This is a genomic window from Micromonospora sp. NPDC007220, assembly GCF_040634035.1.
Classification (GTDB): Bacteria; Actinomycetota; Actinomycetes; order Mycobacteriales; family Micromonosporaceae; genus Micromonospora; species Micromonospora reichwaldensis.
Genome location: NZ_JBEYEU010000002.1, coordinates 198,126 through 222,833 on the forward strand (window position 1 = coordinate 198,126; position 24,708 = coordinate 222,833).

Sequence of the window (24,708 nt, forward strand, 5' to 3'; positions counted from 1 at the left end):
AGTGCCTCCTCACGGCGGTCGGTTCGCCCCGCGGCGACGCCGCCTGAGCGGCCGGTTCGGCCGTGCCGGCATCGGCCGGGCGCCGGCTGGCCGGCCGATGCGAAGCATGCGCAACTCGGTGCAGCGGGCCGGGGCGCCGGTGGGAGCGTTAGTGCCACCGTACGACGGGTAGTCGGCGAGCGCTCCTGACAAGTGGCGGGGAGGTCGTATGACGGCGACCAGTGCCTTCTTCGAGCAGTTGGCGGATGTCGGTCACGATCCACGGTTGTGCAAGGTCCGTGGCACCGTCCGGTTCGACATCCGGGAGGGGGACCGGGTGGAGCGGTGGCTGCTGGACATCGACCATGGAAGCCTGAAGGTGACGCAGAGCGACGCCCCGGCGGAAACGGTCATCACGGTCACCGCCGACGTCGCGGAGGCGATGTCGCGGGGTGAGATGAACGGCCTGGCCGGGATCACCCGGGGCGAGATCATGGTCGACGGGAACCTCGCGTTGGCGATGCGGGTCGGGCGGCTGTTCCCGGTGCCCCCCGCCTCACGGCAGCAGGCCGTCTCCGGTCGCGGGGAGTGACCCGGTGAAGGACATCCCGGGCACCGTGTCGTGCATCGACGGCAGCACCTTCATCGTCTCGGATTCCAGCGGTGACGTGGAGTCGTCACCCGCGACCCCGGTCGGCCTGTTCGCCGCCGACTCGCGTTTCCTGTCCCGATGGGTGCTCACCGTCAACGGCGAGCGGCTGACCGCGCTGTCGGTGGACGACAGCCAGTACTACGAGGCGGCGTTCTTCGTGGTGCCGGGCGGGCAGACCGACTACGTGGAGGCCGACGTGTCGGCGATCCGGCGGCGGCGGATCGGACCGGACCTGACCGAGTCGCTGACGCTGTTCAACTACGGCGAGAAGGAGATGGACCTCGACGTACGACTGGAGGTGGCGGCCGACTTCGCCGACATCTTCGACATCAAGTTCGACGTCCGCCAGAAGGCCGGCAGCCACTACCTCCACGTCGGTCCGGACGAGTTGCGGCTGGGCTACCGGCGCGGCACGTTCCAGCGTGAGGTGTCCGTCTCGGCCAGTGAGCCCGCCGACTTCGACCGGGACGGGCTCCGCTTCACGCTGCGGCTGCCGCCCGGCGCCCGGTGGTCGACGGAGCTGCGGGTCGTCATGCGGGCGCTGCGTCCGGACGGTGTCGACCTCCGTGCCTCGGTGCGGGCGCTGCGCCCGGACGCCGCCACCCTGCCGACGAGCGTGCGGGAGTGGCTCGCGGAGGCCCCGAAGCTGGACACCGACAGCAGCGCACTGCAACAGGTGTACCACCGCAGCCTGGTGGACCTGGCGGCGCTGCGCTTCGCCCCGCTCTCGCTCGGCGGCGCGGCCGTACCGGCGGCGGGACTGCCCTGGTTCATGACCCTGTTCGGCCGGGACAGCCTGCTGACCTGCCTGCAGACCCTGCCCTTCACCCCGTCGCTGACCCCGCCGACGCTGCGGATCCTCGCCTCGTTGCAGGGCGCCCGGACCGACAACGTGCTGGAAGAGGACCCCGGTCGGATCCTGCACGAGCTGCGCTACGGCGAGTCGGCCGCGTTCGAGGAGCAGCCGCACTCGCCGTACTACGGCACCGTGGACGCCTCGCCGCTGTTCGTGGTGCTGCTCGACGAGTACGAACGGTGGAGCGGCGACGCGGCGCTGGTGATGGAGCTGGAACAGGAGGCCCGGGCGGCCCTGGCGTGGATCGACCAGTACGCCGACCTGACGTCCACCGGCTACCTCTGGTACGAGCGACGCAACCGGGTCACCGGGCTGGAGAACCAGTGCTGGAAGGACTCCTGGGACAGCATCTCCTACGCCGACGGCAGGCTGCCGGGCTTTCCCAGGGCCACCTGTGAGGCCCAGGGCTACGCCTACGACGCCAAGATCCGGGCGGCGCGGCTGGCCCGTACGTTCTGGAACGACCCGGCCTACGCGGACCGGCTGGAAAGCGAGGCGGCGGCGCTGTACGAGCGCTTCAACCGGGACTTCTGGCTCGACGACCGGGGTTACTACGCTCTCGCCCTCGACCGCGACGGCACTCCCGTCGACAGCCTCTCCTCCAACATCGGGCACCTGCTGTGGAGCGGGATCGTGCCGCCGGAGCGTGCCGGGCGGGTCGCCGAGCACCTGATGGGGCCGGCGCTCTACTCCGGCTGGGGAGTGCGGACCCTCGCCGAGGGGCAGGGCCGCTACAACCCGCTCGGATACCACCGCGGCACCGTCTGGCCCTTCGACAACTCGTTCATCGCCTGGGGTCTGCGCCGCTACGGATTCGCCGACGAGGCGGGACGCATCGCCGAGGGCGTCATCGACGCCGCCACCTACTTCCAGGGCCGGCTTCCCGAAGCCTTCGGCGGATTCGACCGCCACACCACGCGGTACCCGGTCCGGTACCCCACCGCCGGCAGCCCGCAGGCGTGGTCCAGCGGAGCGTCCCTGCTGCTCATCCGGATCATGCTCGGTATCGAACCGCACGAGGACCACCTCGCCGTGAACCCGGCGCTGCCGCCCGGCCTCGACCGGCTCGCACTGCTGGACATCCCGGGCCGCTGGGGCAGGGCGGACGCGTTCGCCCGGCACCGCTTCGACCAGCCACGAACCAACGGCGGCGGGGCCGATCCGGGTCTTTCCTGAGCCATAATGCCCATGCCGCGACCGGGGCGACCGATCCGGGCACAGCATGTCGGGTGCGCCAACATCCCGCGCGCCTAGCGTTGCTGTTCGGAACGGGAAGGAGAACCGGGTGCTGGAGCGGCTCAACCAGGCCATGGAGCACATCGAGCGGCACCTCGACCAACAGATCGAGGTGGCCGAGCTGGCGCGGATCGCGGTGACGTCGGAGTACCACTTCCGTCGGATCTTCTCCGCGCTGGCGGGCGTCGGCCTGTCCGAGTACATCCGGCGGCGGCGGCTCACGGTCGCGGGCGCGGAGGTGCTCGCGGGGGAGCGGACGCTGCTCGACGTCGCGGTCCGCTACGGCTACGGCTCCACCGAGGCGTTCGCCCGGGCGTTCCACGCCGTGCACGGCGTGGGCCCCGGCGAGGCCCGGCGTACGGGGGCGGCGTTGCACTCCCAGCCCCGGATGTCCTTCCGACTCGTCGTCGAAGGGAGCAGCAGCATGCGATACCGGATCGTGCACAAGGACGGGTTCCAGCTGGTGGGCCGCAAGGCCCGGGTGCCGCTGGTGCACGAGGGGATGAATCCGTCGATCGTCGCCTTCGTCAAGGGCATCCCGCCGGAGACGGTACGCCGGATCGAGGCCCTGTCCGACCAGGAGCCGCAGGGCGTCGTCAACGTCAGCGCCGACGTGGCCGACAGCCGCGCGGAGGGCACCGAGCTGGACTACTGGTACGGCGTGGTGACGGGCGCGGACGCGCCGGAGGACCTGGACGCGCTGCCCGTGCCGGCGGGCGCCTGGGCGGTCTTCGAGACCTCCGGGGAGTTTCCGCAGGCGGTGCAGTACCTGTGGCGGGACGTGTTCACCCAGTGGTTCCCGTCCAACCCGTACCGCAGCCGGCCGGGACCGGAGATCTCCCGGACCCGGCTGTCGGCGGACGGCACGCAGGCGGACGCCGAACTCTGGATCCCGGTAGAGCCCGTCACCGGCTGACACCTCGGGGGCCCTGCCGGGAACCGGCAGGGCCCCCGACCCTATGTAGAGTTTCGATATAGTCCGGCTGTGCGCATCACCATCCCGGTCGCGCGGGTGCTCGCCGCGCTGCTGGCCGAACCGGACGTCGAGCGCTACGGCCTGGACCTGATCGCCATGACGGGCCTGCCCAGCGGCACCCTCTACCCGGTGCTGCACCGGCTCCGGTCGGCCGGGTGGCTTACCGCCGAGTGGGAGGCGGTCGACCCGTCCAGCGTGGGCCGGCCGGCGCGACGCTACTACCGGCTGACGGTGGAGGGGGTGGCCGCCGCCCGGCGCGCGCTGGCCGAGCTGCGGGCCCTGGCCCCCGACCCCCGCCCGTCCGGGGGCGGCATCGAGCCCGCCGGGGCGCCGGCGTGGTGAGCCGTCGCGTGGCGGCGGTGCTGCTCGCGGTCGCGCGGCGTCGTTGGCCGATCGACCTCCGCGCCGACCTCGGCCGGGAGTGGGCCGCCGAGCTACAGGTCCTCGCCGAGCGCGGACAGCGGGTGCGGATGTTGCGCTTCGCCGCCAGCCTGGCCGTACGCCGCTCCGGCGTCGATGCCCCCGACCGCGCGCCGATCGCCCGCCGACTGCTCCGGACGGCCCTTCCGCTGCTGCTCGCCCCGTCGGCTTGCGTGGGGGTGGTCCTCGTCAGCCTGTTCGCGATGAACGTCGTGGTCGAGTGGTTGAGCTGGCGGGTCGGGTGGGCGTTCGACCTGCAACTGCCGATCGCCACCGTACTGACCCTTTGCGGAGCGGTGGGGCTGGCCGTGTTCGCGGAACGGCTGGCTCGCGGCGGCGCGCCCGCCGGAGGCTGGCGCGTGTCCTTCGGCGTCGTGGTCCCCGTCGCGCTGACCCTCGCGGCGGCCGGGCGAGCCGTGATCGAGGACGTCGACGCGCTGGCCCGCGTCGCGCCCGGGCTGGTGCTCTGGCTTGCCGGCCTGGCCCTGGTCCTAGGGGTGACGACCAGGCTGGCCGGGCGCGGCCGGGTTCGGCTCGCGTGGTGCGTCGGCGTGCTCGGCGCGATCGTCGTGGCCGACCTGGCGACGGTCGTCGCCGTGTTGAGCCACGTTCCGGTGGGCGCGGGGACCGTCGTCTACGGGGTGCCGCAGGGCGTGGACCCCACCTTCGCCCCGCTGTGGCTCCTCGCCTGCTACACCGACTCGGCGCTCGGCCTGCCCGGACCGACCGAAGAGGAGATCTTCCTGATCACCGACGCGGTCCTCCTGGAGCCCCTGCTTTACCTCGCCTGCACTCCCTACGCGCTGGCCTGGGCGATCCGCGCCGCCCGCAGCCGGCCGGGGCCGGCCGCCGACCACGCCGTCCCCGAACCGGTCGTCCGTCCGTCCTGACCCGACCGCGAGGAGGGGCGACCGGTCGCGGCCGGCCGCTGCCAAACCCCGGCCCGGCCCGGGCCGCGGGTCACACCGCCGTCGCGCGGACCTCGTCCAGGACGCGACGTTGGAAGGCACGGGCCTCGGGACCGCTCGGTGGCGGCCCGCCGGCCCGCGCTGCGATCGACCGTTCGATCAGGTCGGCGGTCGCGCCGTCGGTCGGGTCGACGGCCGCGTCGCCGTCGGCCGGCCGGTCGTCGGCGAGCAGCCGGCGGCCGGCGTCGACCTTCGACAGCCAGACGCCGTGGCGGACCCTGACCAGGGAGCGGCAGGCGCCGAGCACCGCGTCCTCGGCCCCCGGGGCGGGACCGTCGCCGGGCGGGGTCGGCAGGGCCAGCCACCAGCGCAGCGCGTCGGTCAGCAGGCGGCGCAGGTCGGCGGGGGAGAGGTCGGCGAAGGCCTCGGCGGCTGGCGGCCCGAGCAGGGCGTGCCCGCACTGGTGCAGGATGCTGCGGTCCAGGCCGTACCAGAACAGGCCGTCCTCGGCGGGGCGGTCGGCGGCGGCCCACGTCGCCCGGAACGGCATCCGCGCCCCGGTGTTCAGCTCGACTTCGAACCCGGGCTCCGGCGTGCCGGAGCGGGCGACCGCCCGGCGGTACACGACCAGCTCCAGCCCGCGCGCGGGGCACGGCAGCGCCTCGTGCCGCAGCCGCGCCACCAGCTCCTGCCGGCGCCCGAGGTCGAGGGCGTCGGCGCAGACCAGCGCGACGTCGACGTCGCTGCGCCCCGGCTGGTACGCGCCCAATCCGACCGAGCCGGCCGCGTACGCCCCGACGAGGTCGTCGCCGAGCACGTCGCGGGCGGCGGCGACCAGGTCGGCGAGGTAGCGGCGCAGGGGCGGGTCGAGGTCAGTCACCGGACTCGGTCCAGGCCGTCCCGGCGGGCAGGAACCACGCGCCCGCCTCGGTGCCGAGGGCGTGCGCGACGGTCAGCCGGGCGTGCCGGTCGAGCGCGGGCAGCCGGTCCGGCGGGAACCACTCCACGGCCACCGACTCGTCGTCGTTGACCCGGGCCGTGCCGGCGACCAGCCGGCAGTGGAAGCCGAGGTTGAAGAACTCGCAGCGGTCGCCGTTGGGGTAGGTGTGCGGGTGCGACACGACGCTGCTCAGGCGAACCGGCTCGACCTCCAGGCCCGTCTCCTCCCGCACCTCGCGGACCACCGCCGTGGCCGGCTGCTCGCCCGGCTCGACGATGCCGCTGACCACCGACCAGCGCCCGTCGTCGGCGCGCCTGCCGAGCAGCAGCTCGCCGGCGTCGTTGCGCACCACCGCGCTCACGCTCGGCAGCAGGAGCAGGTCGTGGCCGACGCGCTCGCGCAGCCGCAGGATGTGGTCCGGAACGCCCATCCGGCGACCCTAACCCGCCCGCCGTCCGTCAGTCGGGGCACGGCAGCCGTTCGAGAGCGACGGGACCGGCGTCGGAGGGCACGGCCAGCGCGAAGCACGCCGCCGAGTCGGCCCGCTGCCAGCCGAAGACGGAGGCCGCGGTCTTGGCGACCCGGACGCGGAACACCAGCCGTACGGTCGCCTCCGCGCGGGGCCCGTCGCTGCGTACGGTCAGCACCTCGACCCCGTCCACCGCGTCGGCGGCCCGCCGCAGCGTCGACTCCCCGGCCGCCGGTTCGGCGAGCAACCGCGCGCGGGCGAGCTGCGCGGTGGCGGTCACCTCCCGCTCGGCCTGTCGCTCCAGCCGCTGCTGTGACCGGTCCCGCAGCAGCGGCAGCCCGGCGGCCGCCCCGGCCACCGTCAGCACGATCGCCGGCGCCGCCACCGTCAGTACGCGCCGCGGCCACACCGATGTCCCACCCCCGTGTCGCACGGGGCGATTGTGCGCCACGGGCCCGCCCCGCGGCTGCCCCGTCGCGGGCCGACGGGGTGGGCGCCGTACCCCCGGGCGGCCCTGTTTTCGCAGTTCCAGCCCTTGCCGGCGGGGGCACGTCTACTGTGGAGAACATCGGCGACTTGTGGTGTTCCGGTGGCGGCCGGGTGGTTCGCGGTGCACAGTGATCCCATGAGCGACAGCGGAAGCGGTGGGCACTTCTACTGGTGCACCCGGCACCACCGGGTCGAGACCGACGCCGACGTGTGCCCCGCCAGGCACGTTCTGGGGCCGTACGCCTCAGCCGCCGACGCGGAGAACGCCCTGCAGACGGTGCGGGAGCGCAACGACGCGTGGGAGGCCGAGGACGCCCGCTGGGCCGGGGAGAACAGATAGGCGGCGCGGGACGGCCCGCGCCGAGGCACGTGGTGCTCCGCGAGGGCGAGAGCACGTCCCCAGGAAGGGAACCGAGATGGCCGAAGCACAGCAGGCCACCACCCGCCCGGCCGCCAGACGTACGACCGCCAGGAAGACCGCCGCGGCGGAGCGGACCGCGGGCACGGCGCGGACGACGCGCCCGCCCGCCACGTCCACGGCGGCGAAGAAGGCACCGGCCAGCAAGGCGACCGGCGGCGCGGGACGGGCCCCGGCGAAGAAGGCCCCCACCGCGAAGGCTTCCGCTGCGAAGGCCCCCGCGAAGAAGGCTCCCGCGAAGAAGGCGGCGTCCAGGGTCGCCACCGCGGCGAAGCGGACGACGGCCGCGGCGAAGAAGACGACCGCCACCGCCGCGAAGAAGGCGCCCGCCGCGGCGAAGCGGACGACGGCGGCGGCCAAGAGCACGGCGGCGAAGAAGACGACCTCGGCGAAGACGCCAGCCCGGCAGGCGGCGACGAAGGCAGCCACCACGGCGAAGAAGGCCACCACGGCGAAGAAGGCCACCACGGCGAAGAAGGCCACCGCGCCGGCGAAGAAGGCCACCGCCGGCGGCACCGCCCCCGCCCGCAAGGTCACCTCGGCGGCGAAGAAGACCACCACGGCGGCGAGGAAGAGCACCACCACGGCGGCGAAGAGGACCACGACGGCGGCGAAGGCCCCGGCGAAGAAGGCCACCGCCAAGAAGACGACGCCAGCCAAGAAGACGATGGCAGCCAGGAAGACGGCCGCGACCCGGCCCACCGGCGGCGCCCGCAAGGCCGCCGCGACGAAGGCCCCCGCCAGCAAGGCCACCACGACCTCCTCGGCCACCACCCGCAAGGCGGCGGCGAAGAAGGCCCCGGCGAAGACGACCGTCGCCGAGGCGCCGGCGAAGAAGACGACCGTCGCCGAGGTGCCGGCGAAGAAGACGACCGTCGCCCAGGCGCCGGCCAAGAAGGTCACCGCCCGCAAGGCACCCGCCCCGACGACGGCGGCCCGGGCCACCGCCCCCCGGGGCGTACGGGCGAGCGCGCGCCGGGCGACCGGCTGACCGCGACGCGGAGACCGGCACTCGCCGGGAAGCGGATCATCCGCCACACTGTCAGGATTGACCCCGTGGTGATCCGACGCGTACTCGCACCCCGCATCGACTTCGGCGCGCTGCGCCGCGAACTGGGGCTGCCCGAGGGGTTCCCGGCCGAGGCGCAACGCGAGGCCGACGCCGCGGCGGCCGCGCCGCCCCGGCCCGCCGCCGACCGCACCGACGTCCCGTTCGTCACCGTGGACCCCGCCGGTTCGCGCGACCTGGACCAGGCGATGCACCTCGCCCGCCGCCCCGGTGGCGGCTACCGGGTGTCGTACGCGATCGCCGACGTCGCCGCGCACGTCCGCCCCGGCGGCGCGCTGGAGGAGGAGACCTGGCGGCGCGGGCAGACCGTCTACCTGCCCGACGGCACCGTGCCGTTGCACCCCGAGACCCTCAGCGAGGGCGCGGCCAGCCTCCTGCCGGACGTCGACCGGGCCGCCGTGCTGTGGACGATCGACCTGGACGCCGACGGTGGCACCGTCGGGGTCACGCTCGAACGCGCGCTGGTGCGCAGCCGGGCCAAGCTGGACTACGTCGGCGTCCAGGCGGACGCCGACGCCGGCCGGCTACCCGATCCCATCGCCCTGCTGCCCGAGATCGGGGCCCTGCTCACCGCGCGCGGGCTGCGCCGGGGAGCGATCAACCTGCCGTTGCCCGAGCAGGACGTGGAGGCAGACGGCGACGGCTGGCGGCTGGTGCTGCGCGGGCCGGTGCCGATGGAGGAGCACAACGCCCAGATCTCGCTGCTGACCGGGATGGCCGCCGCCGACATCATGCTCGCCGGCGGCATCGGCCTGCTGCGTACGATGCCGGCGCCGAAGCCCGAGGCGGTGGCGCGGCTGCGGGCCGCCGCTGCCCCGCTGGGCGTGCACTGGCCGGACGGCGCCGGCCCCGGCGAGGTGATCGCCGGGCTGGACCCGTCGCAGCCCCGGGCCGCCGCCTTCGTGGACCAGGCCGCCGAGCTGATGCGGGGCGCCGCGTACACGGCCTTCGACGGCGCGCCGCCCGAGCAGCGGGAGCACGGCGGGGTCGCGGCCGCGTACGCCCACGTCACGGCGCCGCTGCGGCGACTGGCCGACAGGTACGCCACGGAGGTCTGCCTGGCCCTGCACGAAGGCCGGGCGGTGCCCGACTGGGCCCGCGCGGCGCTGCCCCGGCTGCCCGAGGTGATGGCCACGACCGACCGGACCGCTTCGGCGGCCACCCGGGGCGCGATCGAGCTGGCCGAGGCGGTGCTGCTGGAGCACCGGGTGGGGGAGACCTTCGACGCGGCGGTGCTGGACGTCGATGCGGCCCCGGACGGCAAGGCCCGCCCGGGCCGTCGGCCCGGCGGCACCGTGGCGCTGGACGAACCGCCGGTGCGCGCCCGCTGCCTCGGCGAGCTGCCGCTCGGCGAGCGGGTGCGGGTCCGCCTGGTCACCGCCGACCCCGCCACCCGCACGGTGGCCTTCGAACTGGCCTGATCCCGCAGGCCCGCCCACCTCTGCGTGATGGCTGCCGGGCGGGCCCGGTCCCGCCTGCCCGCTCTGCCCGGTCGGTCCGCGCGGTGGCCGCCGGGTTGTCTTGATCCCGCTGGCTCGGTCGCCCTGCGCGGTGACCGCCGGGCCGGTCCGGTCCCGCCGGCGGATGCCTCGGCACCGTCGGCGGCAGCGGGGATTGTCACAGCGCCCGCCGGTGCCGCCGGCCTGCGGGTTTGCGAGGATGGCGGCATGGCTTACGACGCGAGCACGCTGCCCGACGTGTCCGGGCTGACCGTCGGCATCATCGGCGGCACGGGCGACCAGGGGAGGGGGCTCGCCTACCGGTTCGCCCGGGCCGGCCAGCCCGTGCTGATCGGGTCCCGTACCGCCGAGCGGGCCGTCCAGTCCGCCGAGGAGATCGCGGCCCTGCCCGGCGTGCCCGCCGGGGCACCGGTGGCCGGCGGCGGCAACGAGGAGGTGGCCCGGCGCAGCGACGTGGTCATCATCGCGGTGCCGTGGGACGGGCACGCCGCCACCGTCGCCGCGCTCGCCGAGCCGCTCGCCGGCAAGATCGTCGTCGACTGCGTGAACCCGCTCGGCTTCGACAAGCAGGGCCCGTACGCGCTCACGGTCGCCGAGGGCAGCGCCGTGCAGCAGGCCGCCGCGCTGCTGCCCGACTCCCGGGTCTGCGCCGCGTTCAACCACGTCAGCGCCCCGCTGCTCGCCGACCCGGAGATCGAGCGGATCGACCTCGACGTGCTGATCTGCACCGAGGACCGCGAGCTGGTCGGCGTCGTCGCCGCGCTGGCCGCCCGGATCCCCGGCATGCGCGGCATCTACGCCGGCCGGCTGCGCAACGCCCACCAGATCGAGGCGTTCACCGCCAACCTGATCGCCATCAACAAGCGCTACAAGGCGCACGCCGGCATCCGCGTCACCGACCTCTGACAACACCCGCCCCGCTCGGCTCGGTCCTGCCCTGCTCGGCCCTGCCCTGCCCTGCCCTGCTCGGCCTGGCCCGGCCTGGTCTGGTCTGGCCCTGCCCGGCTCGATCCTGCTGGGCGTGCTGCACCCTGCTTGGCGTGCTCAACCCGGTCTAGCCCCGCCCCGCCCCGCCCCGAGATCTTGGTACGGAACGGCCCCTCGGGGGGCCGTTTCCTACCAAGATCTCTGCTCGAGGCCGTGTGCGGGGCTTGCGTGCGGGTTCACTGGGCGGGGCCTGCGAGCGAGGCCGCTGTGCGGGGCTTGCGTGCGGCTCATTGGGCGGGGCCCGCGAGCGAAGCCACTGAGCGGGCCTGCGTGCGGGGCTTGCGTGCAGGTTCATTGGGCGGGGCCTGCGAGCGAAGCCACTGAGCGGGCCTACTGGGCGGGGCCTGCGTGCGAGGCCGCTGTGCGGGGCTTGCGTGCGGGCTCATTGGGCGGGCCTGCGAGCGAAGCCACTGAGCGGGGATCGCGAGCGGGGCTGGTGGGCCGGGCTGCATGAGCGAGGTGTGGTGGGCCGGCCCGGCGGGCGGTGCGGCCCGCAGGGGCGCACCGCCCGTAGGACGGATCAGAAGGTGTGTTCCTCGGCGGGGAAGTCGCCGCCGCGGACCTCGTCGGCGAAGCGCCGCGTCGCGTCGGTCAGGGCGCCCGCCAGGTCGGCGTAGCGCTTAACGAAGCGCGGCGCTCTGCCGGTACGCAGGCCGGCCATGTCCTGCCAGACCAGCACCTGGGCGTCGGTGTCCGCGCCGGCGCCGATGCCCACGGTCGGGATCGGCAGCTCCGCCGTGATCCGCTTGGCCACCTGCCCCGGCACCATCTCCAGCACCACGGCGAACGCGCCCGCCTCGGCCACCGCCCGGGCGTCGGCGATCACGTCGTCGGCCGTGTCGCCGCGCCCCTGCACCCGGTAGCCGCCGATGGCGTGCTCGCTCTGCGGGGTGAAGCCGATGTGCGCCATCACCGGGATACCGGCGCCGGTGATGGCGGCGATCTGCGCCGCGCAGCGCCGGCCGCCCTCCAGCTTCACGGCGTGGCAGCCGCCCTCCTTCATGAACCGCACGGCGGTGCGCAGGGCCTGCGTGGGGCCCTCCTCGTAGGAGCCGAACGGCAGGTCGCCGACGACCAGCGCGTGCCGGGTCGCCCGGACGACCGCACGGACCAGCGGGAGCAGCTCCTCGGTGGTCACGGGGACCGTGGTCTCGTAGCCGAAGACGTTGTTGGCCGCCGAGTCGCCGACCAGCAGCACCGGGATGCCGGCCTGGTCGAAGATCGAGGCGGTGTACTGGTCGTACGAGGTGAGCATCGGCCACCGTTCGCCGCGCTCCTTGGCGGCGATCAGGTCGCGGGTGCGTACCCGCCGGGTGGCCGGGCCGCCGTAGAGGGCGGTCACCTCGGACGGGGTGGACTCCACCATGGCTCTCTCCTTCCTCGAGGCCGCGTGCGCGGTCCCCGGGTTCCGCCGCGATCGTCGCACCCGACGACCGGCCGGCGGCAGAGCGCAGTGGAGGATGTCACTCCCGGGCCGCCGCCGGCCCGGGAGCGACATGGCTCAGCCGTCCTCGCGCCACCGGTTCGTGATCGGCAGCCGCCGGTCCCGCCCGAAGGCCTTCATCGAGATCTTCGCGCCCGGCGCGGACTGGCGGCGCTTGTACTCGGCGGTATCCACCATCCGCAGCACCCGGTCGACGACGGCCGGGTCGTGGCCGGACGCGACCAGCCCGTCGCGGCCCAGGTCACCGTCGACGTAGCCGATCAGGATCGGGTCCAGCACGTCGTAGTCGGGCAGCGTGTCGCTGTCGAGTTGGCCCGGGCTCAGCTCGGCGCTCGGCGGCTTGCCGATGGAGTTCTCCGGGATGGGCGGGGTCTCGCCCCGGCGGGCGGCGTCGGCGTTACGCCACTTCGCCAGCCGCCAGACCAGCGTCTTCCAGACGTCCTTGACCGGGTTGAAGCCGCCGACCGAGTCGCCGTAGAGGGTGGAGTAGCCGACCGCCAGCTCGCTCTTGTTGCCGGTGGTCAGCACCAGGTGCCCCTCCTGGTTCGACAGCGCCATCAGGATCACCCCGCGTACGCGCGCCTGGAGGTTCTCCACGGAGACCCCGGAGAGCGACATGTTCGCCAGGAAGGTGTCCACCATCGGCTGGATCGGCTCGACCCGGTAGTCCAGCCCGGTCCGCTTCGCCAGCTCGGCCGCGTCATCCCGGCTGTGCTCGGAGGAGTGCTGGCTGGGCAGCGAGACGCCGACCACCCGGTCGGGCCCGAGCGCGTCGACGGCCAGCGCGGCCACCACCGCCGAGTCGATGCCGCCGGAGAGACCCAGCACCACCGAGGGGAACCGGTTCTTGTTGACGTAGTCGCGCAGGCCCAGCACGAGCGCCTGCCACACCTCGGCCTCGTCAGCCACCGGTGCGATGATCCCGCCCGTGGCGGCGGGGCCGGTGGGCGCCGGCGGGACGTCCCCGGCCTCCGTCCGCACCACGCGCATCCCGTCCGCCAGCTCCTGCTCCGGGGCGGCCGGCTCGCCGGCGGCGGGCAGCTCCACGTCGTGCACCAGCAGGTGCTCGACGAACTGCGGGGCCCGGGCGAGCAGCGTGCCGTCGGCGCCCACGATCATCGAGTCGCCCTCGAAGACCAGCTCGTCCTGCCCGCCGACCATGTTGACGTACGCGATCATCGCCCCGGCCTCGGCGGCCCGGCGGCGGACCAGCGGCAGCCGGACGTCGTCCTTGTTCAGCTCGTACGGCGAGCCGTTGACGCAGAGGACGAGGCCGACCCCGGCCTGGCGGGCGACGGCGAACGGACCGCCGGCCTGCCACAGGTCCTCGCAGATGGTCAGCGCCACGTCCACCCCGCCGACGCGGACGACGCTCAGCGCGTCGCCGGAGACGAAGTAGCGGTCCTCGTCGAAGACGCCGTAGTTGGGCAGGTGGTGCTTGAAGTAGGTGGCCACGATCCGACCGTGGTGCAGCAGGGCCGCCGCGTTGCGGGCGCCGCGACCGGGCTCGGCGTCGCCGCTCACCTGCGGCGGGCCGTCGGCGTCCAGGTAGCCGACCAGCACCGGTAGGGCGCCCAGCCCGTCGGCGTCGAGATCGGCGGCGAGGCGTTCCAGCGCGGCCTTCGACGCGGCGACGAAGGACCGGCGGAAGACCAGGTCCTCGACCGGATAGCCGGTCAGCATCATCTCCGGGAACGCGACGATCTGGGCGCCGGTGTCGGCGGCCCGGCGGGTCCAGTCACGGACCAGGCCGGAGTTGCCGGCGAGGTCGCCGACGGTCGGGTTGACCTGGCACAGGGCGAGACGCAGGGTGGGCATGTCCTCATCTTGCCCCAGCCGTGCGGACCCGACACGCGGGGCGGGGCGAGACCACGGGAGCCGCGGGACAGGGCAGGACGCCCGCCGGCCGGTCGCGTAACGTCGGCGTAACGAGGCCGGTGGAGACTGGTCGGTCAGGCCGGGTCGACCCCGGTCGCAGGTGCGCAACGGTGTCGCGAGGGGTGGAAGTGGACCGTCAGCAGGAGTTCGTCCTCCGTACGCTGGAAGAGCGGGACATCCGGTTCGTCCGGCTGTGGTTCACCGACGTGCTGGGCACGCTCAAGAGCGTGTCGGTGGCCCCCGCCGAGCTGGAGGCGGCCTTCGAGGAGGGCATCGGGTTCGACGGCTCGGCGATCGAGGGCTTCGCCCGGGTCTTCGAGTCCGACATGGTGGCCATGCCCGACCCGACGACCTTCCAGGTCTTCCCGTTCGAGGGTGGGGCCAGCGGCGAGAGCGCCCGGATGTTCTGCGACATCCTGCTGCCCGACGGCGGTCCGTCCTGGGCCGACCCGCGGCACGTGCTGCGCCGGGCGCTGTCCAAGGCCGCCGAGAAGGGGTTCACCTTCTACACCCACCCCGAGATCGAGTTCTTCCTGCTGGAGAACGGCCCGCTGGACGGCTCGGTGCCCATCCCGGTCGACACCGGCGGCTACTTCGAGCACACCACCCACGCCGTGGCCCGCGACTTCCGCCGGCAGGGCGTGCTGGCGCTGGAGCGGATCGGCATCTCCGTGGAGTTCAGCCACCACGAGGTGGCCCCCGGCCAGCAGGAGATCGACCTGCGCTACGCCGACGCGCTCACCACGGCCGACAACATCATGACCTTCCGGCACGTGGTCAAGGAGGTGGCGCTCTCCACCGGCGTGCAGGCCACCTTCATGCCGAAGCCGTTCACCGACCAGCCGGGCAGCGGCATGCACACCCACCTGTCGCTGTTCGAGGGGGAGCGCAACGCGTTCCACGACGCCGGCGACCCGATGAAGCTGTCCAAGGTGGCCCGGGCGTTCATCGCCGGGCTGCTGGTGCACGCCCGGGAGTACACGGCCGTCACCAACCAGTGGGTCAACTCCTACAAGCGGCTGTTCCCGCAGGCATTGCCGGACCGGGTGACCGAGAGCCCCGCGTACGTCTGCTGGGGTCACCTGAACCGGTCCGCGCTGGTCCGGGTCCCCGCCTACGGCAAGCCGAACTCCGCCCGGGTGGAGGTCCGCTCGCCGGACTCGGCGGCCAACCCCTACCTGGCCTTCGCGGTGCTGCTCGGCGCCGGGATGAAGGGCATCGAGGAGGGCTACGAGCTGCCGCCGGGCGCCGAGGACGACGTGTGGTCGTTGACCAGCGCCGAGCGGCGGGCGATGGGCTACGAGCCGCTGCCGGAGAACCTGTCCGAGGCGATCGACGTGATGGCCGGCTCCGAACTGGTCGCCGAGGTGCTCGGCGAGCACGTCTTCGACTTCTTCCTGCGCAACAAGCGGGCCGAGTGGGAGCAGTACCGCCGCGAGGTCACCCCCTACGAGCGGCAGCGATACCTGTCGCTGTAGGCCCGCCTCCCGGAGCCGGAGCGGGGCTCCCGCTGCTGGCGCGGTGCCGCTATCGTCTCGGTCACCGCGCCGGCATCCCCGCCGGGCGCAGAGTTCGGGAGGCAGTCGGTGCTGGAAGACCTGCTCAGCGGAGCCTGGCAGAGCGTCGTGTTCGGGGTCGTCGGGGTGGCCCTGATGGCGGCCGGGTTCGGGCTGGTCGACATGCTCACCCCCGGCAGGCTGCGGGAGCTGATCTGGGTGCGGCGCAACGGCAACGCCGCGCTGCTGCTCGCCGCCAACCAGCTCGGCATCGCCGGGATCGTGTTCACCGCGATCCTGACCAGCTACAGCGACTTCGCCAGAGGGCTCGCCTCGACTCTCGTCTTCGGCCTGGTCGGGCTGGTCATCATGGCGCTGGCGTTCTTCGTGCTGGACCTGCTCACCCCCGGCAAGCTCGGCGAGATCATCTGCTCGGACGAGCCGCACCCGGCGGCGCGGGTCAGCGCCGCCACGCACTTCGGCGCCGCGCTGATCGTCTGCGCCTGCATCGCCTGACCTGTCCCGTCACACCCCCGTCGTAGGTTGCGGGGGTGAACCGGACGGACCGTCTCTACGCCCTGGTCGAGGAGCTGCGCGCCGTGTCGCCACGGCCGCGCAGCGCCCGCTGGCTCGCCGCCCGCTTCGAGGTGAGCACCCGCACCATCGAGCGCGACATCGGCGCCCTCCAGGAGTCGGGCGTGCCGATCTGGGCCGAGCCGGGTCGCACCGGCGGCTACGCGCTCGACCGGGCCCGCACCCTGCCGCCGGTCAACCTCACCCCCGTCGAGGCGGTCGCGATGGCGGTGGCGTTGCACCGGATGCGCGGCACGCCGTTCGCCGCCGCGGCCGGCACCGCCCTGCGCAAACTGATCTCCGTGATGCCGGCCGCCGACGCCGCCGAGGCCCACCGGCTCGCCGCCCGGGTGCACCTGATCGGCGACGGCCCGGTGACGCCCGTCCCGGCCGCCGTCGCCGACGCGGTGCGCGCGCGACGCGTGCTGCGCCTGCGCTACGCCGACCGCTCCGGTGCCGGCTCGCTGCGCGACGTGGAGCCGCTGGGCTACCTCGGCAACCCCCGCCACTGGTACCTGCTGGGCTGGTGCCGGCTGCGGGCCGGCATCCGCGCCTTCCGCGTCGACCGGATCACCTCGGTCACGACCCTCGCCGAGCGGGTGCCGGAGCGCGAGCTGTCCGCCGACGACATCGACATCCCCCAGGAGCGGATCCGCCGGCTCAGCCTGGTCTGACACGGGGCAGCGCGGCCCTCCCGTGCACGGCATGCTGTCTCTTCCGCATGTTCCCCGCAGGAGGTCACCACGTGCCCGACGCGCTCAGCTACGCCGACGCCGTTCGCCTGCTCGGCGGGGAGAAGAGCAGGGTCGTCGACTGGTTCGACAAGCTGACCGGAGGAGCCCTGCTGGCCGCCTCGGTGCCGGTGCCGGCGCTGCTGGGGATCTTCGACGCGAAGGCGGAGTTCGTCCGGCTCGGCCACGAGCTGGTACGCGGCATGTCCGAGAAGCGCTCAGGGCTGTCCCGGTACGACCGCACGCAGCGCCTGGAGGCGGCGCACGCCGTCATCGCGGTGACCGCCTTCTTCGAGGTGCTGAGCGAGATCGACCTGCCCTTCGACGTGGCGAGCGCCCGGATCAGCAAGGCCGAGCAGTTGTCGTTGGCCGGCTCAGGAGCGGTGCACGAGGCGGCCCTCACCGACGCGTTCTTCGCCACCGCGGCGCCGCTGCCTGGTCCGCAACTGCCCTATCCCGCGTTCCGCCATGCCCTGGTCGCCTACTACGGCGGGCTCGTCGGCCGGCTGCAACACCTCCTACGCGGCCTGGCCGTGTGGGAGGCCGTCGACGAATGGCGGCGACAGGCGACGGAGAAGGTGCTGCTCCGGCTGCCTATGACCGCCGCCGACCGGCACCGCGACCTGCTGACCCAGCTCGCGGTGGACTACGTCGAGGTGTCGTTCTGGATCGGCCTGCACGAGCACGAGGCGACCCGGACGCAGGTGCGTGCCCTCTCGGTGGGGCTGGACGAGATGCGGCAGGCCCTGGTCGCCCTCTCCGCGGGAGGCCCACCCGACGGCCGTCGGGCGGCGCTCGCCGTGGCGTACACCGCGGAGTTGGGACGGCCGATCATCTCGTCCGGGGAGGTGCCGACCGGGCTGACGGTGCCGACGCTCGGCGAGGCGTACGTGCCGCCGCTGTGCCGGATCGAGGAGTTGCCCGCCCACGCGCGACCGAGCGACGAGGCGTGGTGGGATGGGCGGCCGTTGCGTGACGACCTGTGGCAGTCCCTGGTCGTGCACCTCACTTCGCCGAACGCCACCCGGGCCCCGCTGCTGGTGCTCGGCCAGCCGGGCTCCGGCAAGTCCGTGCTGACCCGGGTCCTCGCCGCGCAGCTGCCGCCTGCCGACTTCATGGTGGTGCGGGTGGTGCTGCGCGACGTCCACGCCGCCGGGGAGCTCCAGGACCAGATCGAGCAGGCGGTCCGTAACGACACCGGAGAGAGGGTGGACTGGCCCGGCCTGTCCAGGTCGGCCGGCGACGCCCTGCCGGTCGTGCTGCTCGACGGCTTCGACGAACTGCTCCAGGCCACCGGAGTCAGCCAGACCGACTACCTGCGCCGGGTGGCGGCCTTCCAACGGCGCGAGGCCGACCAGGGGCGTCCGGTGGCGGTGCTGGTGACCAGCCGCACCAGCGTCGCCGACCGGGCGCAGCCGCCGCCCGGCACGGTGGCGGTACGGCTGGAACCGTTCGACGGCGAGCGGGTGCGGGCCTGGACCGCCACCTGGAACCGGGTCAACGACGGGGCGTTCCGCGCGCTCGGCGTGCAGCCGCTGGAGCCGGCGACGGTGCTGGCCCACCGTGAGCTGGCCGAACAGCCGCTGTTGCTGCTGATGCTGGCGCTCTACGACGCCGAGGGCAACGACCTGCGATCGGCCGGCGAGCTGCGCCGGGGCGAGCTCTACGAACGCCTGTTGCGCAGCTTCGCCCGCCGCGAGGTCATGAAGCACCGGCCGGGCCTGTCCGAGCGGGACCTGGACCGGGCGACGGAGGACGAGCTGCGCAGGTTGTCGATCGTGGCGTTCGGCATGTTCAACCGGGGCGTCCAGTGGGTCACCGAGAACGACTTCGAGTCGGATCTCGCCGCGCTGCCGTTCCTGGGCAGCCGTCCGGCGGCTGTCACGACCGACGGACACCTGCGTACCCCGCTGCGACCTGCCGAGATCGTCCTGGGCCGCTTCTTCTTCGTGCACCGCTCACAGGCGATGCGGGACCAGACCCGGGCCAGCACCTACGAGTTCCTGCACGCCACCTTCGGTGAGTTCCTGATCGCCCGGACGACCGCGCTGGTGCTGGACGACCTGGTGGCCCGGGAGGCGAGCGCCCTGCTGGGGGCCACGCCGACGGACGACGATCCGCTCCACGCCCTGCTGTCCTTCGCGACACTGACCGGACGCACCCCGATCGTCACCTTCCTCACCGAGATCCTGACGTCGTGGGGCGGAAGCCGGCGGGACGCCGTGGTCGACATGCTGCTGCGCCTGTTCCGGGCGGCGACCGGCCGGCGACCGGCGCGCCACTTCGAGTCGTATGAGCCTCGGCAGTTGTCGGTTCCGAAGCGCCACGCCGTGTACGGCGTGAACCTGCTCGTGCTGCTGCTCGCCGCGAGCGGGCAACTGCGGGGAAGCGAACTCCCCTTGGACAGCGGCGACGTCGTGTCCGGGTGGAACCGACTGGCTCTCTTCTGGCGTTCCCAGCTCAGCGACAGCGAGTACGCCGGCCTGTTGGGCGCGGTGCGGGTCGAGCGGGCGTGGTCGGGAACGCGACGGGATCTGCTCCTCGCCATCGAGGAAGGTCAGGACAAGTCGCCGCCGCCGACGGGCGACCCCAGGTGGTTCATCAGCGGCTCCAGGGACGACAGCCCCGTGGAGGACGCGGCGAGTTACTACCTGACGACCGGGGCAGACTTCGCCCTGTTCGCTCGGACCGCGCACTTCGAGTGCGATCCGAATCTCGACACGGCGCTGCACGCGCTGGGACCGCTGGGGCATCCGCTCGACGCGCTCGACGGCTTCTGGACCTTCACGGACGGCGACCGGTCGGAAGCCCGGCTCCTGCTCGACGTGTCGCTTCTCCCGATCCTCGGCGCGGGGGCTCGGGAGCGGGAGCGGGCCTACCAACGCCTGCTGGCCATCGTGGAGGAGCCGGACGAGACACCGCAGCTGCCGGTGGCGGAGTTCGTGCTGGATCGGATCTCGACCGATCACGGGTTGTCCGCCGCGTTCGTCGCCGATGTGCTGTGTCTTCTCCAACAGGACGTGACGCTCGTCGGCTCCCTGCTGGCGTCGGCCGCCCGCTGCGTTCTTGCCTTCCTCGGCCGCGACCGGGAGACCGACGTCAGGCTGGCTGAGCAGGCCGACCGCCTGATCGCCGGCGCACAGTGGTACGCCGCCGCTGGCGGCAGTCCGCTCGACTGGCTCGACACCGACACCGCGGAGTTGGTCGTCCGCACGTACGAGGCGGGCGTGCGGCGGTACCCGGTATCGGTGGCCGAAGCGGCGAGTTTCCGCGCCCGCCACGGATCGCGCCGCCCCGACCTGGTCGACCGGTTGATTCCGCTCACCGACCCGTCCGAGTAGCGGTCTGGTCGCAAACACCGACAGGACGGTGTCGCGGACGGGGCGGAGGCTGACTCCTGACGGCGCCGGCCGAACGGCCGGCGTGCGAACGGGAGGCGACACATGTCCACGATCACCAGCGGGGTCAACTGGTTCGAGGTCGGCACGGACCGGCCGGAGGAGACCGGGCGCTTCTACACCGACCTGTTCGGCTGGGCGTTCGGCGAGCAGGGGACGCCGGAGGCGTCGTACCGGGTGACGGAGGCGGGGCCAGCGGGTTCCATCCAGGGCGCGATCCGGGACACCGGCGGGGCGAGCCCGAACTACGCCATCTTCTACGTCCAGGTGGCCGACGTGGCCGACGCCGCCCGGCGGGCGGAGGCGGCGGGCGGCAAGGTGCTGGTGCCGCCGAGGTCCAACGACAACGGGCTCACCTTCGCCCACCTGGCCGACCCGGTCGGCAACCACTTCGGCGTCTACGCCCCGCCACCGGGGGCCTGAGCAAGACCGGCCGGGTCGCCGCCCGCCCCGGCCGGGTCGCCGGGGCGGACGGCGTACGTCACTTGCCGGCCGGACCGCCGTGGCCGCCCCGACCGCCCGGGCCGGGCAGGACGCCGGCCTCGGCGGCGGCGGTGACGGCGTCGGCCTGCTCCTGGGTGAGCTTGCCGTCCTCGACGGCCTGCGCCAGGCGCTCCTTCATCGCGGCCTGCCGGTCGGCGGGGTCGCCCTTACCGCCCTTCTCGGGCCGGTCGCCCTTTCCGGGCCGGTCGGCGGGCTTGTGCTCCTCGCGCAGCTTCTCCAGCGCGGCCGTCACCTTGTCGGTGTCGACGCCCAGCTCCGCGGCCAGCTTCCCGGCGAACTCCGCCTGCCGGTCGGCCCGCTGCTGCTGGCGGTCGCCGCCCTCGGCGGCGCTGGTGCTGGCGCCCGGCGCCGGGGTGTCGCCGTCCGCAGCGAACGCGACCGTCGGGGCGGCGAGGCCCACGCCGAGTACGCCGGCCCCGGCCAGCCCGGCCAGCAGGTGCTTCTTCCTCGTGGTGCGGGACATGTCGTCCTCCAACTCGTCGATGGGTCGTGCGATGACCTCACCGACAGTGACCGGTAGGGCTGAGGGGATGCCGTGGCGACCCTGTCAGCGAGCTGGCAATCCGGGGGCCGCCCGACCGGACAAACGGGTTGCATCGACGCGCGCTAGCGGCGAGGGTGTGCGGTCGGCAGGGCCCCGCCGGGGCGGAGCAGGTGACGGAAGGTGACCCTCGTGACGACGTCCGCGAAGATCAGGGAAGTCCCGCTGGCCGGGGCGGGCGGCGGCCCGTACGGCATCACGGTCGGCCCCGACGGCGCGCTCTGGCTGACGCTGGCCCATGCCGGCGGCATCGCCCGGATGGGTGCGGGCGGTGAGCTGCGCACCTGGTCGGTGTCGCCCGACAGCCGACCGTTGATCATCACCCCGGGCCCCGACGGCGCCCTCTGGTTCACCCGCTCCGGCGACGACCGGATCGGCCGGATCACCACCGACGGCGTGCTGAGCGCCGTCGCGCTTCCGGCCGGGACCGGCCCCTGCGGCATCGCCGCCGGTCCCGACGGCGCCCTCTGGTACGCGGCCATGAACGCCGACGCGATCGGTCGGGTCACCGTCGACGGGGAGCAGACGCGGTTCCCGCTGCCGGTGAGCGGCGGCTTCGCCTCGATGGTCGCCGCCGGGCCGGACGAGGCCGTCTGGTTCACGCTCAACCAGGCGAACGCGGTGGGCCGGATCGGCATGGACGGCGCCGTGACCCTGCACGCGCTGCCGACCGAGGGGGCCGCGCCGGTCGGCATCACCGCCGGCGTCGACGGGGCGCTCTGGTTCGTCGAGATCGGCGCCGGTCAGCTCGGTCGGATCACCCCGGACGGGCGGATCACCGAGTACCCGCTGCCGGACCGGTCCGCCCGGCCGCACGCGATCGTCGCCGACCCGGCCGGCGGCTGCTGGTACACCGAGTGGGGCGGCAACCGCATCGGCCACGTCGCCCAGGACGGCACGATCGACACCTACGACCTGCCGACCCCGGCCTCCGAACCCCACGGCCTCACGGTCGCCCCGGACGCCACGGTCTGGGCCGCCCTGGAAACGGGCGCCCTGGCCCACCTGACCCCCTGACCCACCCACCCCCCACCCGCCCATCCCCCCTCGCCCTCGGCGCGTTGATCATGAAGTTATTGCCGCCAGACGCCCGTATTGCCGCAATTAACTTCATGATCAACGCGCCGAGCGCGGGCCGGGCGCGGCGCGGGCCGAGCGCGGGGTGGGGTGGGTGGGTGGGTGGGTGGGGTCAGCGGACGGCGGGGGTGACCGTCAGGGTGCCGGTTTCCGTGTCGAGGGTGGCCTCGGTGCCCACGGGGACGGTGAGCTGGCCGGGGCCGTGACCGATCGGCAGGCCGCCGAGGACCGGGATGCCGAGGTCGCCGAGGCGCTCGGAGAGCACGTCGGCGACGCCGACCGACCAGCCGTCCGCGCAGTCGGTGAACTGGCCCACCGCCACCCCGGCCAGCCCGTCCAGGACCCCGGCGCGGCGGAGCTGGGTGAGCATCCGGTCCACCTTGTAGGGCGGCTCCTGGACGTCCTCGACGAGCAGGACCGCGCCGGTCAGGTCCGGCATGTCCGGGGTGCCCAGGGACGCCACGACCAGGCAGAGGTTGCCGCCCAGCAGCGGGCCGGTGGCCCGGCCGGGCACGCGTACCGCGAAGGTCTCCTCCTCGGCGACGGCGCTGACCGTGACCGGCTCGGTGGTCATCAGGGCGGCGTGCAGCGACTCGGCCGAGCGCAGCGGCGTGCGCTCGTCCAGCCAGGCCGCCCCCGGGCCGTGCACGCCGGCCAGCCGGGCACCCCGCCAGAGTGCGAACTGCAACGCCGTGATGTCGGAGAAGCCGGCGACCACCTTCGGGTCGCGGCGTACGGCGGCCATGTCGATCGCGTCGACGATCCGCTGCGCGCCGTAGCCGCCCCGGGTGCAGATCACCCCGCGCACCTCGGGATCGGCGAACGCCGCGTTCAGGTCGGCGGCGCGCAGGTCGTCCGTGCCGGCGAGGTAGCCCTGCCGGGCGTACGCGTTCGGCGCCAGCACCGGCCGCAGTCCCCAGCCGGTGAGCAGCTCGACACCCCGGGCCACCCGTTCCGGTCGGGTCGGCCCGGACGGCGACACCAGCATCACCGTGTCGCCGGGGCGCAGCGCCGGCGGTCGTACGGCGGTGGCGGGACTCGTGCGGGCGAGGTCTGACACAGCGGCAGAGCCTAGTCGCGCGGGCGGCTCAGCCGTCGAGGTACTGCTCGGCGTGCGCCCCCGACGGTGGGATGGGCGTGATCACGTCGATCAGCACCCGGTCGGGTGCGGCGACGATGAAGTGCCGCTGCCCGAAGTCCTCGTCACGCAGCGGCAGTTCGGCGTGCAGTCCGCCCCGGACGACGAGCCGCTCCCATTCGGCGTCGACGTCGGTCACCTCCAGGTTGAGCAGGAGTCCTCGCACGGGTGCCCGGTACGCCTCGGGCAGCGTCGGGTGCTGGTGGTCGAGCAGTGCCAGTTCGTACGCGGGCGGCCCCGGTCGGCGCAGGCTCACGTACCAGTCGGCCTCGAAGGTCGTCTCGAAGCCGAAGAAGCGTCGGTAGAAGTCGTGTGACTCGCGCAGCTGTGCGGTGCAGACGACGGGGTAGAAGCTGGTCAGGTTCATCTCGGCCCTTTCGCATACCATCGGTATGTCGAGGACCGTATTTCACATACCGTCGGTATGTCAACGAGGGGGTGCGATGACCGAGGGTGTCCGGGCGCAGCAGCGGGAACAGACCCGGCGGGCCCTGGTGGCCGAGAGCCGGCAGCTGTTCGCCACCCGGGGCTACGCGGCGGTCGGCCTGGCGGAGATCGTGCGGGTGGCCGGAGTCACCAAGGGCGCGCTCTACCACCACTTCGCCGGCAAGGCCGAGCTGTTCCGGGCGGTGCTGGCGGAGGTGCAGCGGGAGGTGGCGCACCGGGTCGCCACGACCGCCGACGCCGAGGCGGACCCGTGGGCCCGGTTCACGGCGGGCTGCCAGGCGTTCCTCACCGCGAGCACCGATCCCGAGATCCAGCAGATCATGTTGATCGACGGCCCGGCGGTGCTCGGCTGGAACGAGTGGCGCGCGCTGGACGAGGCGGCGTCAGGCCGGCACCTGGCCGACGCGTTGACCCTGCTGATCCAGGAGGGGCTGATCGCGCCGCAGCCGGTGGCGCCCATCACCCACCTGCTCTCGGGTGCGATGAACGAGGCGGCGCTCTGGATCGCCAGGGCGGCCGACCCGACCGCCCTGGCCGACACCCGCACCGCCCTGGCCCGGATGCTCGACGCGCTGCGCGCCCCCTGAGTTCGATCGTCCGCCGCGCCGGTGGAGGCGTTCCG

Annotated in this window: 24 protein-coding genes; 15 read left to right on the top strand and 9 right to left on the bottom strand. The window is 73.7% G+C overall.

Features of this window, described 5'->3' with window-relative positions:
* Window positions 1–208 precede the first annotated feature (208 nt).
* The 5 genes from ABZ573_RS07060 to ABZ573_RS07080 all read left to right on the top strand — a co-directional run bounded on the left by ABZ573_RS07060 (window position 209) and on the right by ABZ573_RS07080 (window position 5,009).
* Window positions 209–571, top strand: a complete 363-nt coding sequence (locus ABZ573_RS07060) for an SCP2 sterol-binding domain-containing protein (protein WP_151454039.1) — start codon at window positions 209–211, stop codon at window positions 569–571.
* A 13-nt stretch (window positions 572–584) separates the two neighbouring features.
* The gene (locus ABZ573_RS07065; RefSeq protein WP_151454054.1) at window positions 585–2,663 is read left to right on the top strand and encodes a glycogen debranching N-terminal domain-containing protein; all 2,079 of its coding nucleotides are present in this window, start codon (window positions 585–587) and stop codon (window positions 2,661–2,663) included.
* A 109-nt stretch (window positions 2,664–2,772) separates the two neighbouring features.
* Window positions 2,773–3,639 (top strand): AraC family transcriptional regulator, encoded by an 867-nt coding sequence (locus tag ABZ573_RS07070; protein WP_151454038.1) that lies wholly within the window; start codon window positions 2,773–2,775, stop codon window positions 3,637–3,639.
* A 69-nt stretch (window positions 3,640–3,708) separates the two neighbouring features.
* Complete coding sequence (locus ABZ573_RS07075; protein ID WP_151454037.1) at window positions 3,709–4,041, top strand: PadR family transcriptional regulator; 333 nt, start codon at window positions 3,709–3,711, stop codon at window positions 4,039–4,041.
* Window positions 4,035–5,009: a hypothetical protein gene (locus tag ABZ573_RS07080; RefSeq protein WP_358116424.1), complete on the top strand. Its 975-nt coding sequence runs from the start codon at window positions 4,035–4,037 to the stop codon at window positions 5,007–5,009. Before ABZ573_RS07075 ends, ABZ573_RS07080 begins: the two co-directional genes overlap by 7 nt.
* 70 nt (window positions 5,010–5,079) lie before the next feature.
* On the opposite strand, the gene ABZ573_RS07085 is transcribed toward ABZ573_RS07080, so the two are convergent.
* The 4 genes from ABZ573_RS07085 to ABZ573_RS07100 form a co-directional block, all read right to left on the bottom strand.
* The gene (locus tag ABZ573_RS07085; RefSeq protein ID WP_358116427.1) at window positions 5,080–5,907 is read right to left on the bottom strand and encodes a nucleotidyltransferase domain-containing protein; all 828 of its coding nucleotides are present in this window, start codon (window positions 5,905–5,907) and stop codon (window positions 5,080–5,082) included.
* Window positions 5,900–6,397 carry an NUDIX domain-containing protein gene (locus tag ABZ573_RS07090; RefSeq protein WP_151454035.1) on the bottom strand — a complete coding sequence of 166 codons (498 nt, stop codon included), beginning with the start codon at window positions 6,395–6,397 and terminating at the stop codon, window positions 5,900–5,902. Before ABZ573_RS07090 ends, ABZ573_RS07085 begins: the two co-directional genes overlap by 8 nt.
* Before the next feature lie 28 nt (window positions 6,398–6,425).
* Window positions 6,426–6,845 (bottom strand): hypothetical protein, encoded by a 420-nt coding sequence (locus ABZ573_RS07095; RefSeq protein WP_151454034.1) that lies wholly within the window; start codon window positions 6,843–6,845, stop codon window positions 6,426–6,428.
* 324 nt (window positions 6,846–7,169) lie between these two features.
* Complete coding sequence (locus tag ABZ573_RS07100; protein ID WP_358116431.1) at window positions 7,170–8,003, bottom strand: hypothetical protein; 834 nt, start codon at window positions 8,001–8,003, stop codon at window positions 7,170–7,172.
* 7 nt (window positions 8,004–8,010) lie between these two features.
* Here ABZ573_RS07100 and ABZ573_RS07105 point away from each other — a divergent pair, with 7 nt between their 5' ends.
* From ABZ573_RS07105 to npdG, 3 genes are all read left to right on the top strand, one after another.
* Complete coding sequence (locus ABZ573_RS07105; protein ID WP_358116434.1) at window positions 8,011–8,334, top strand: hypothetical protein; 324 nt, start codon at window positions 8,011–8,013, stop codon at window positions 8,332–8,334.
* Window positions 8,335–8,399: 65 nt separating this feature from the next.
* The gene (locus ABZ573_RS07110) at window positions 8,400–9,833 is read left to right on the top strand and encodes an RNB domain-containing ribonuclease (RefSeq protein ID WP_151454032.1); all 1,434 of its coding nucleotides are present in this window, start codon (window positions 8,400–8,402) and stop codon (window positions 9,831–9,833) included.
* A gap of 246 nt (window positions 9,834–10,079) precedes the next feature.
* The gene (gene npdG / locus ABZ573_RS07115; RefSeq protein WP_358116437.1) at window positions 10,080–10,778 is read left to right on the top strand and encodes an NADPH-dependent F420 reductase; all 699 of its coding nucleotides are present in this window, start codon (window positions 10,080–10,082) and stop codon (window positions 10,776–10,778) included.
* Window positions 10,779–11,379: 601 nt separating this feature from the next.
* Here npdG and panB read toward each other — a convergent pair.
* Window positions 11,380–12,225, bottom strand: coding sequence for a 3-methyl-2-oxobutanoate hydroxymethyltransferase (gene panB / locus ABZ573_RS07120; protein ID WP_151454030.1), 846 nt, complete (start codon window positions 12,223–12,225; stop codon window positions 11,380–11,382).
* 135 nt (window positions 12,226–12,360) lie between these two features.
* Window positions 12,361–14,121 (bottom strand): NAD+ synthase, encoded by a 1,761-nt coding sequence (locus tag ABZ573_RS07125; RefSeq protein WP_358116440.1) that lies wholly within the window; start codon window positions 14,119–14,121, stop codon window positions 12,361–12,363.
* A 188-nt stretch (window positions 14,122–14,309) separates the two neighbouring features.
* Here ABZ573_RS07125 and glnA point away from each other — a divergent pair, with 188 nt between their 5' ends.
* The 5 genes from glnA to ABZ573_RS07150 all read left to right on the top strand — a co-directional run bounded on the left by glnA (window position 14,310) and on the right by ABZ573_RS07150 (window position 20,802).
* Window positions 14,310–15,659 (top strand): type I glutamate--ammonia ligase, encoded by a 1,350-nt coding sequence (gene glnA, locus ABZ573_RS07130; protein WP_151454028.1) that lies wholly within the window; start codon window positions 14,310–14,312, stop codon window positions 15,657–15,659.
* Between the two features lie 108 nt (window positions 15,660–15,767).
* Window positions 15,768–16,193: a DUF350 domain-containing protein gene (locus ABZ573_RS07135; protein WP_151454027.1), complete on the top strand. Its 426-nt coding sequence runs from the start codon at window positions 15,768–15,770 to the stop codon at window positions 16,191–16,193.
* A gap of 35 nt (window positions 16,194–16,228) precedes the next feature.
* On the top strand, window positions 16,229–16,924 hold the full coding sequence (locus ABZ573_RS07140; RefSeq protein ID WP_151454026.1) for a WYL domain-containing protein: 696 nt from the start codon (window positions 16,229–16,231) through the stop codon (window positions 16,922–16,924).
* A 71-nt stretch (window positions 16,925–16,995) separates the two neighbouring features.
* Window positions 16,996–20,322, top strand: coding sequence for an AAA family ATPase (locus ABZ573_RS07145; protein WP_358116444.1), 3,327 nt, complete (start codon window positions 16,996–16,998; stop codon window positions 20,320–20,322).
* 102 nt (window positions 20,323–20,424) lie between these two features.
* Entirely contained in the window at window positions 20,425–20,802 is a 378-nt protein-coding gene (locus ABZ573_RS07150) for a VOC family protein (RefSeq protein ID WP_151454024.1), read from the top strand.
* 58 nt (window positions 20,803–20,860) lie between these two features.
* Here ABZ573_RS07150 and ABZ573_RS07155 read toward each other — a convergent pair whose 3' ends face one another.
* Window positions 20,861–21,346, bottom strand: coding sequence for a hypothetical protein (locus tag ABZ573_RS07155; RefSeq protein WP_358116447.1), 486 nt, complete (start codon window positions 21,344–21,346; stop codon window positions 20,861–20,863).
* A gap of 210 nt (window positions 21,347–21,556) precedes the next feature.
* On the opposite strand from ABZ573_RS07155, the gene ABZ573_RS07160 reads away from it, so the two are divergent.
* A complete protein-coding gene (locus tag ABZ573_RS07160; RefSeq protein ID WP_358116449.1) occupies window positions 21,557–22,441 on the top strand; it encodes a virginiamycin B lyase in 885 nt (294 codons plus the stop codon).
* Window positions 22,442–22,613: 172 nt separating this feature from the next.
* Here the strand turns inward: ABZ573_RS07160 and ABZ573_RS07165 are convergent, their stop codons facing one another.
* Both ABZ573_RS07165 and ABZ573_RS07170 read right to left on the bottom strand, forming a co-directional pair.
* Window positions 22,614–23,489, bottom strand: a complete 876-nt coding sequence (locus ABZ573_RS07165) for an LD-carboxypeptidase (protein WP_358116765.1) — start codon at window positions 23,487–23,489, stop codon at window positions 22,614–22,616.
* Between the two features lie 100 nt (window positions 23,490–23,589).
* Window positions 23,590–24,006, bottom strand: a complete 417-nt coding sequence (locus tag ABZ573_RS07170) for a VOC family protein (protein ID WP_151456101.1) — start codon at window positions 24,004–24,006, stop codon at window positions 23,590–23,592.
* Window positions 24,007–24,082: 76 nt separating this feature from the next.
* Here ABZ573_RS07170 and ABZ573_RS07175 point away from each other — a divergent pair, with 76 nt between their 5' ends.
* Entirely contained in the window at window positions 24,083–24,673 is a 591-nt protein-coding gene (locus tag ABZ573_RS07175; protein ID WP_151456100.1) for a TetR/AcrR family transcriptional regulator, read from the top strand.
* The last annotated feature ends 35 nt before the right edge of the window (window positions 24,674–24,708 follow it).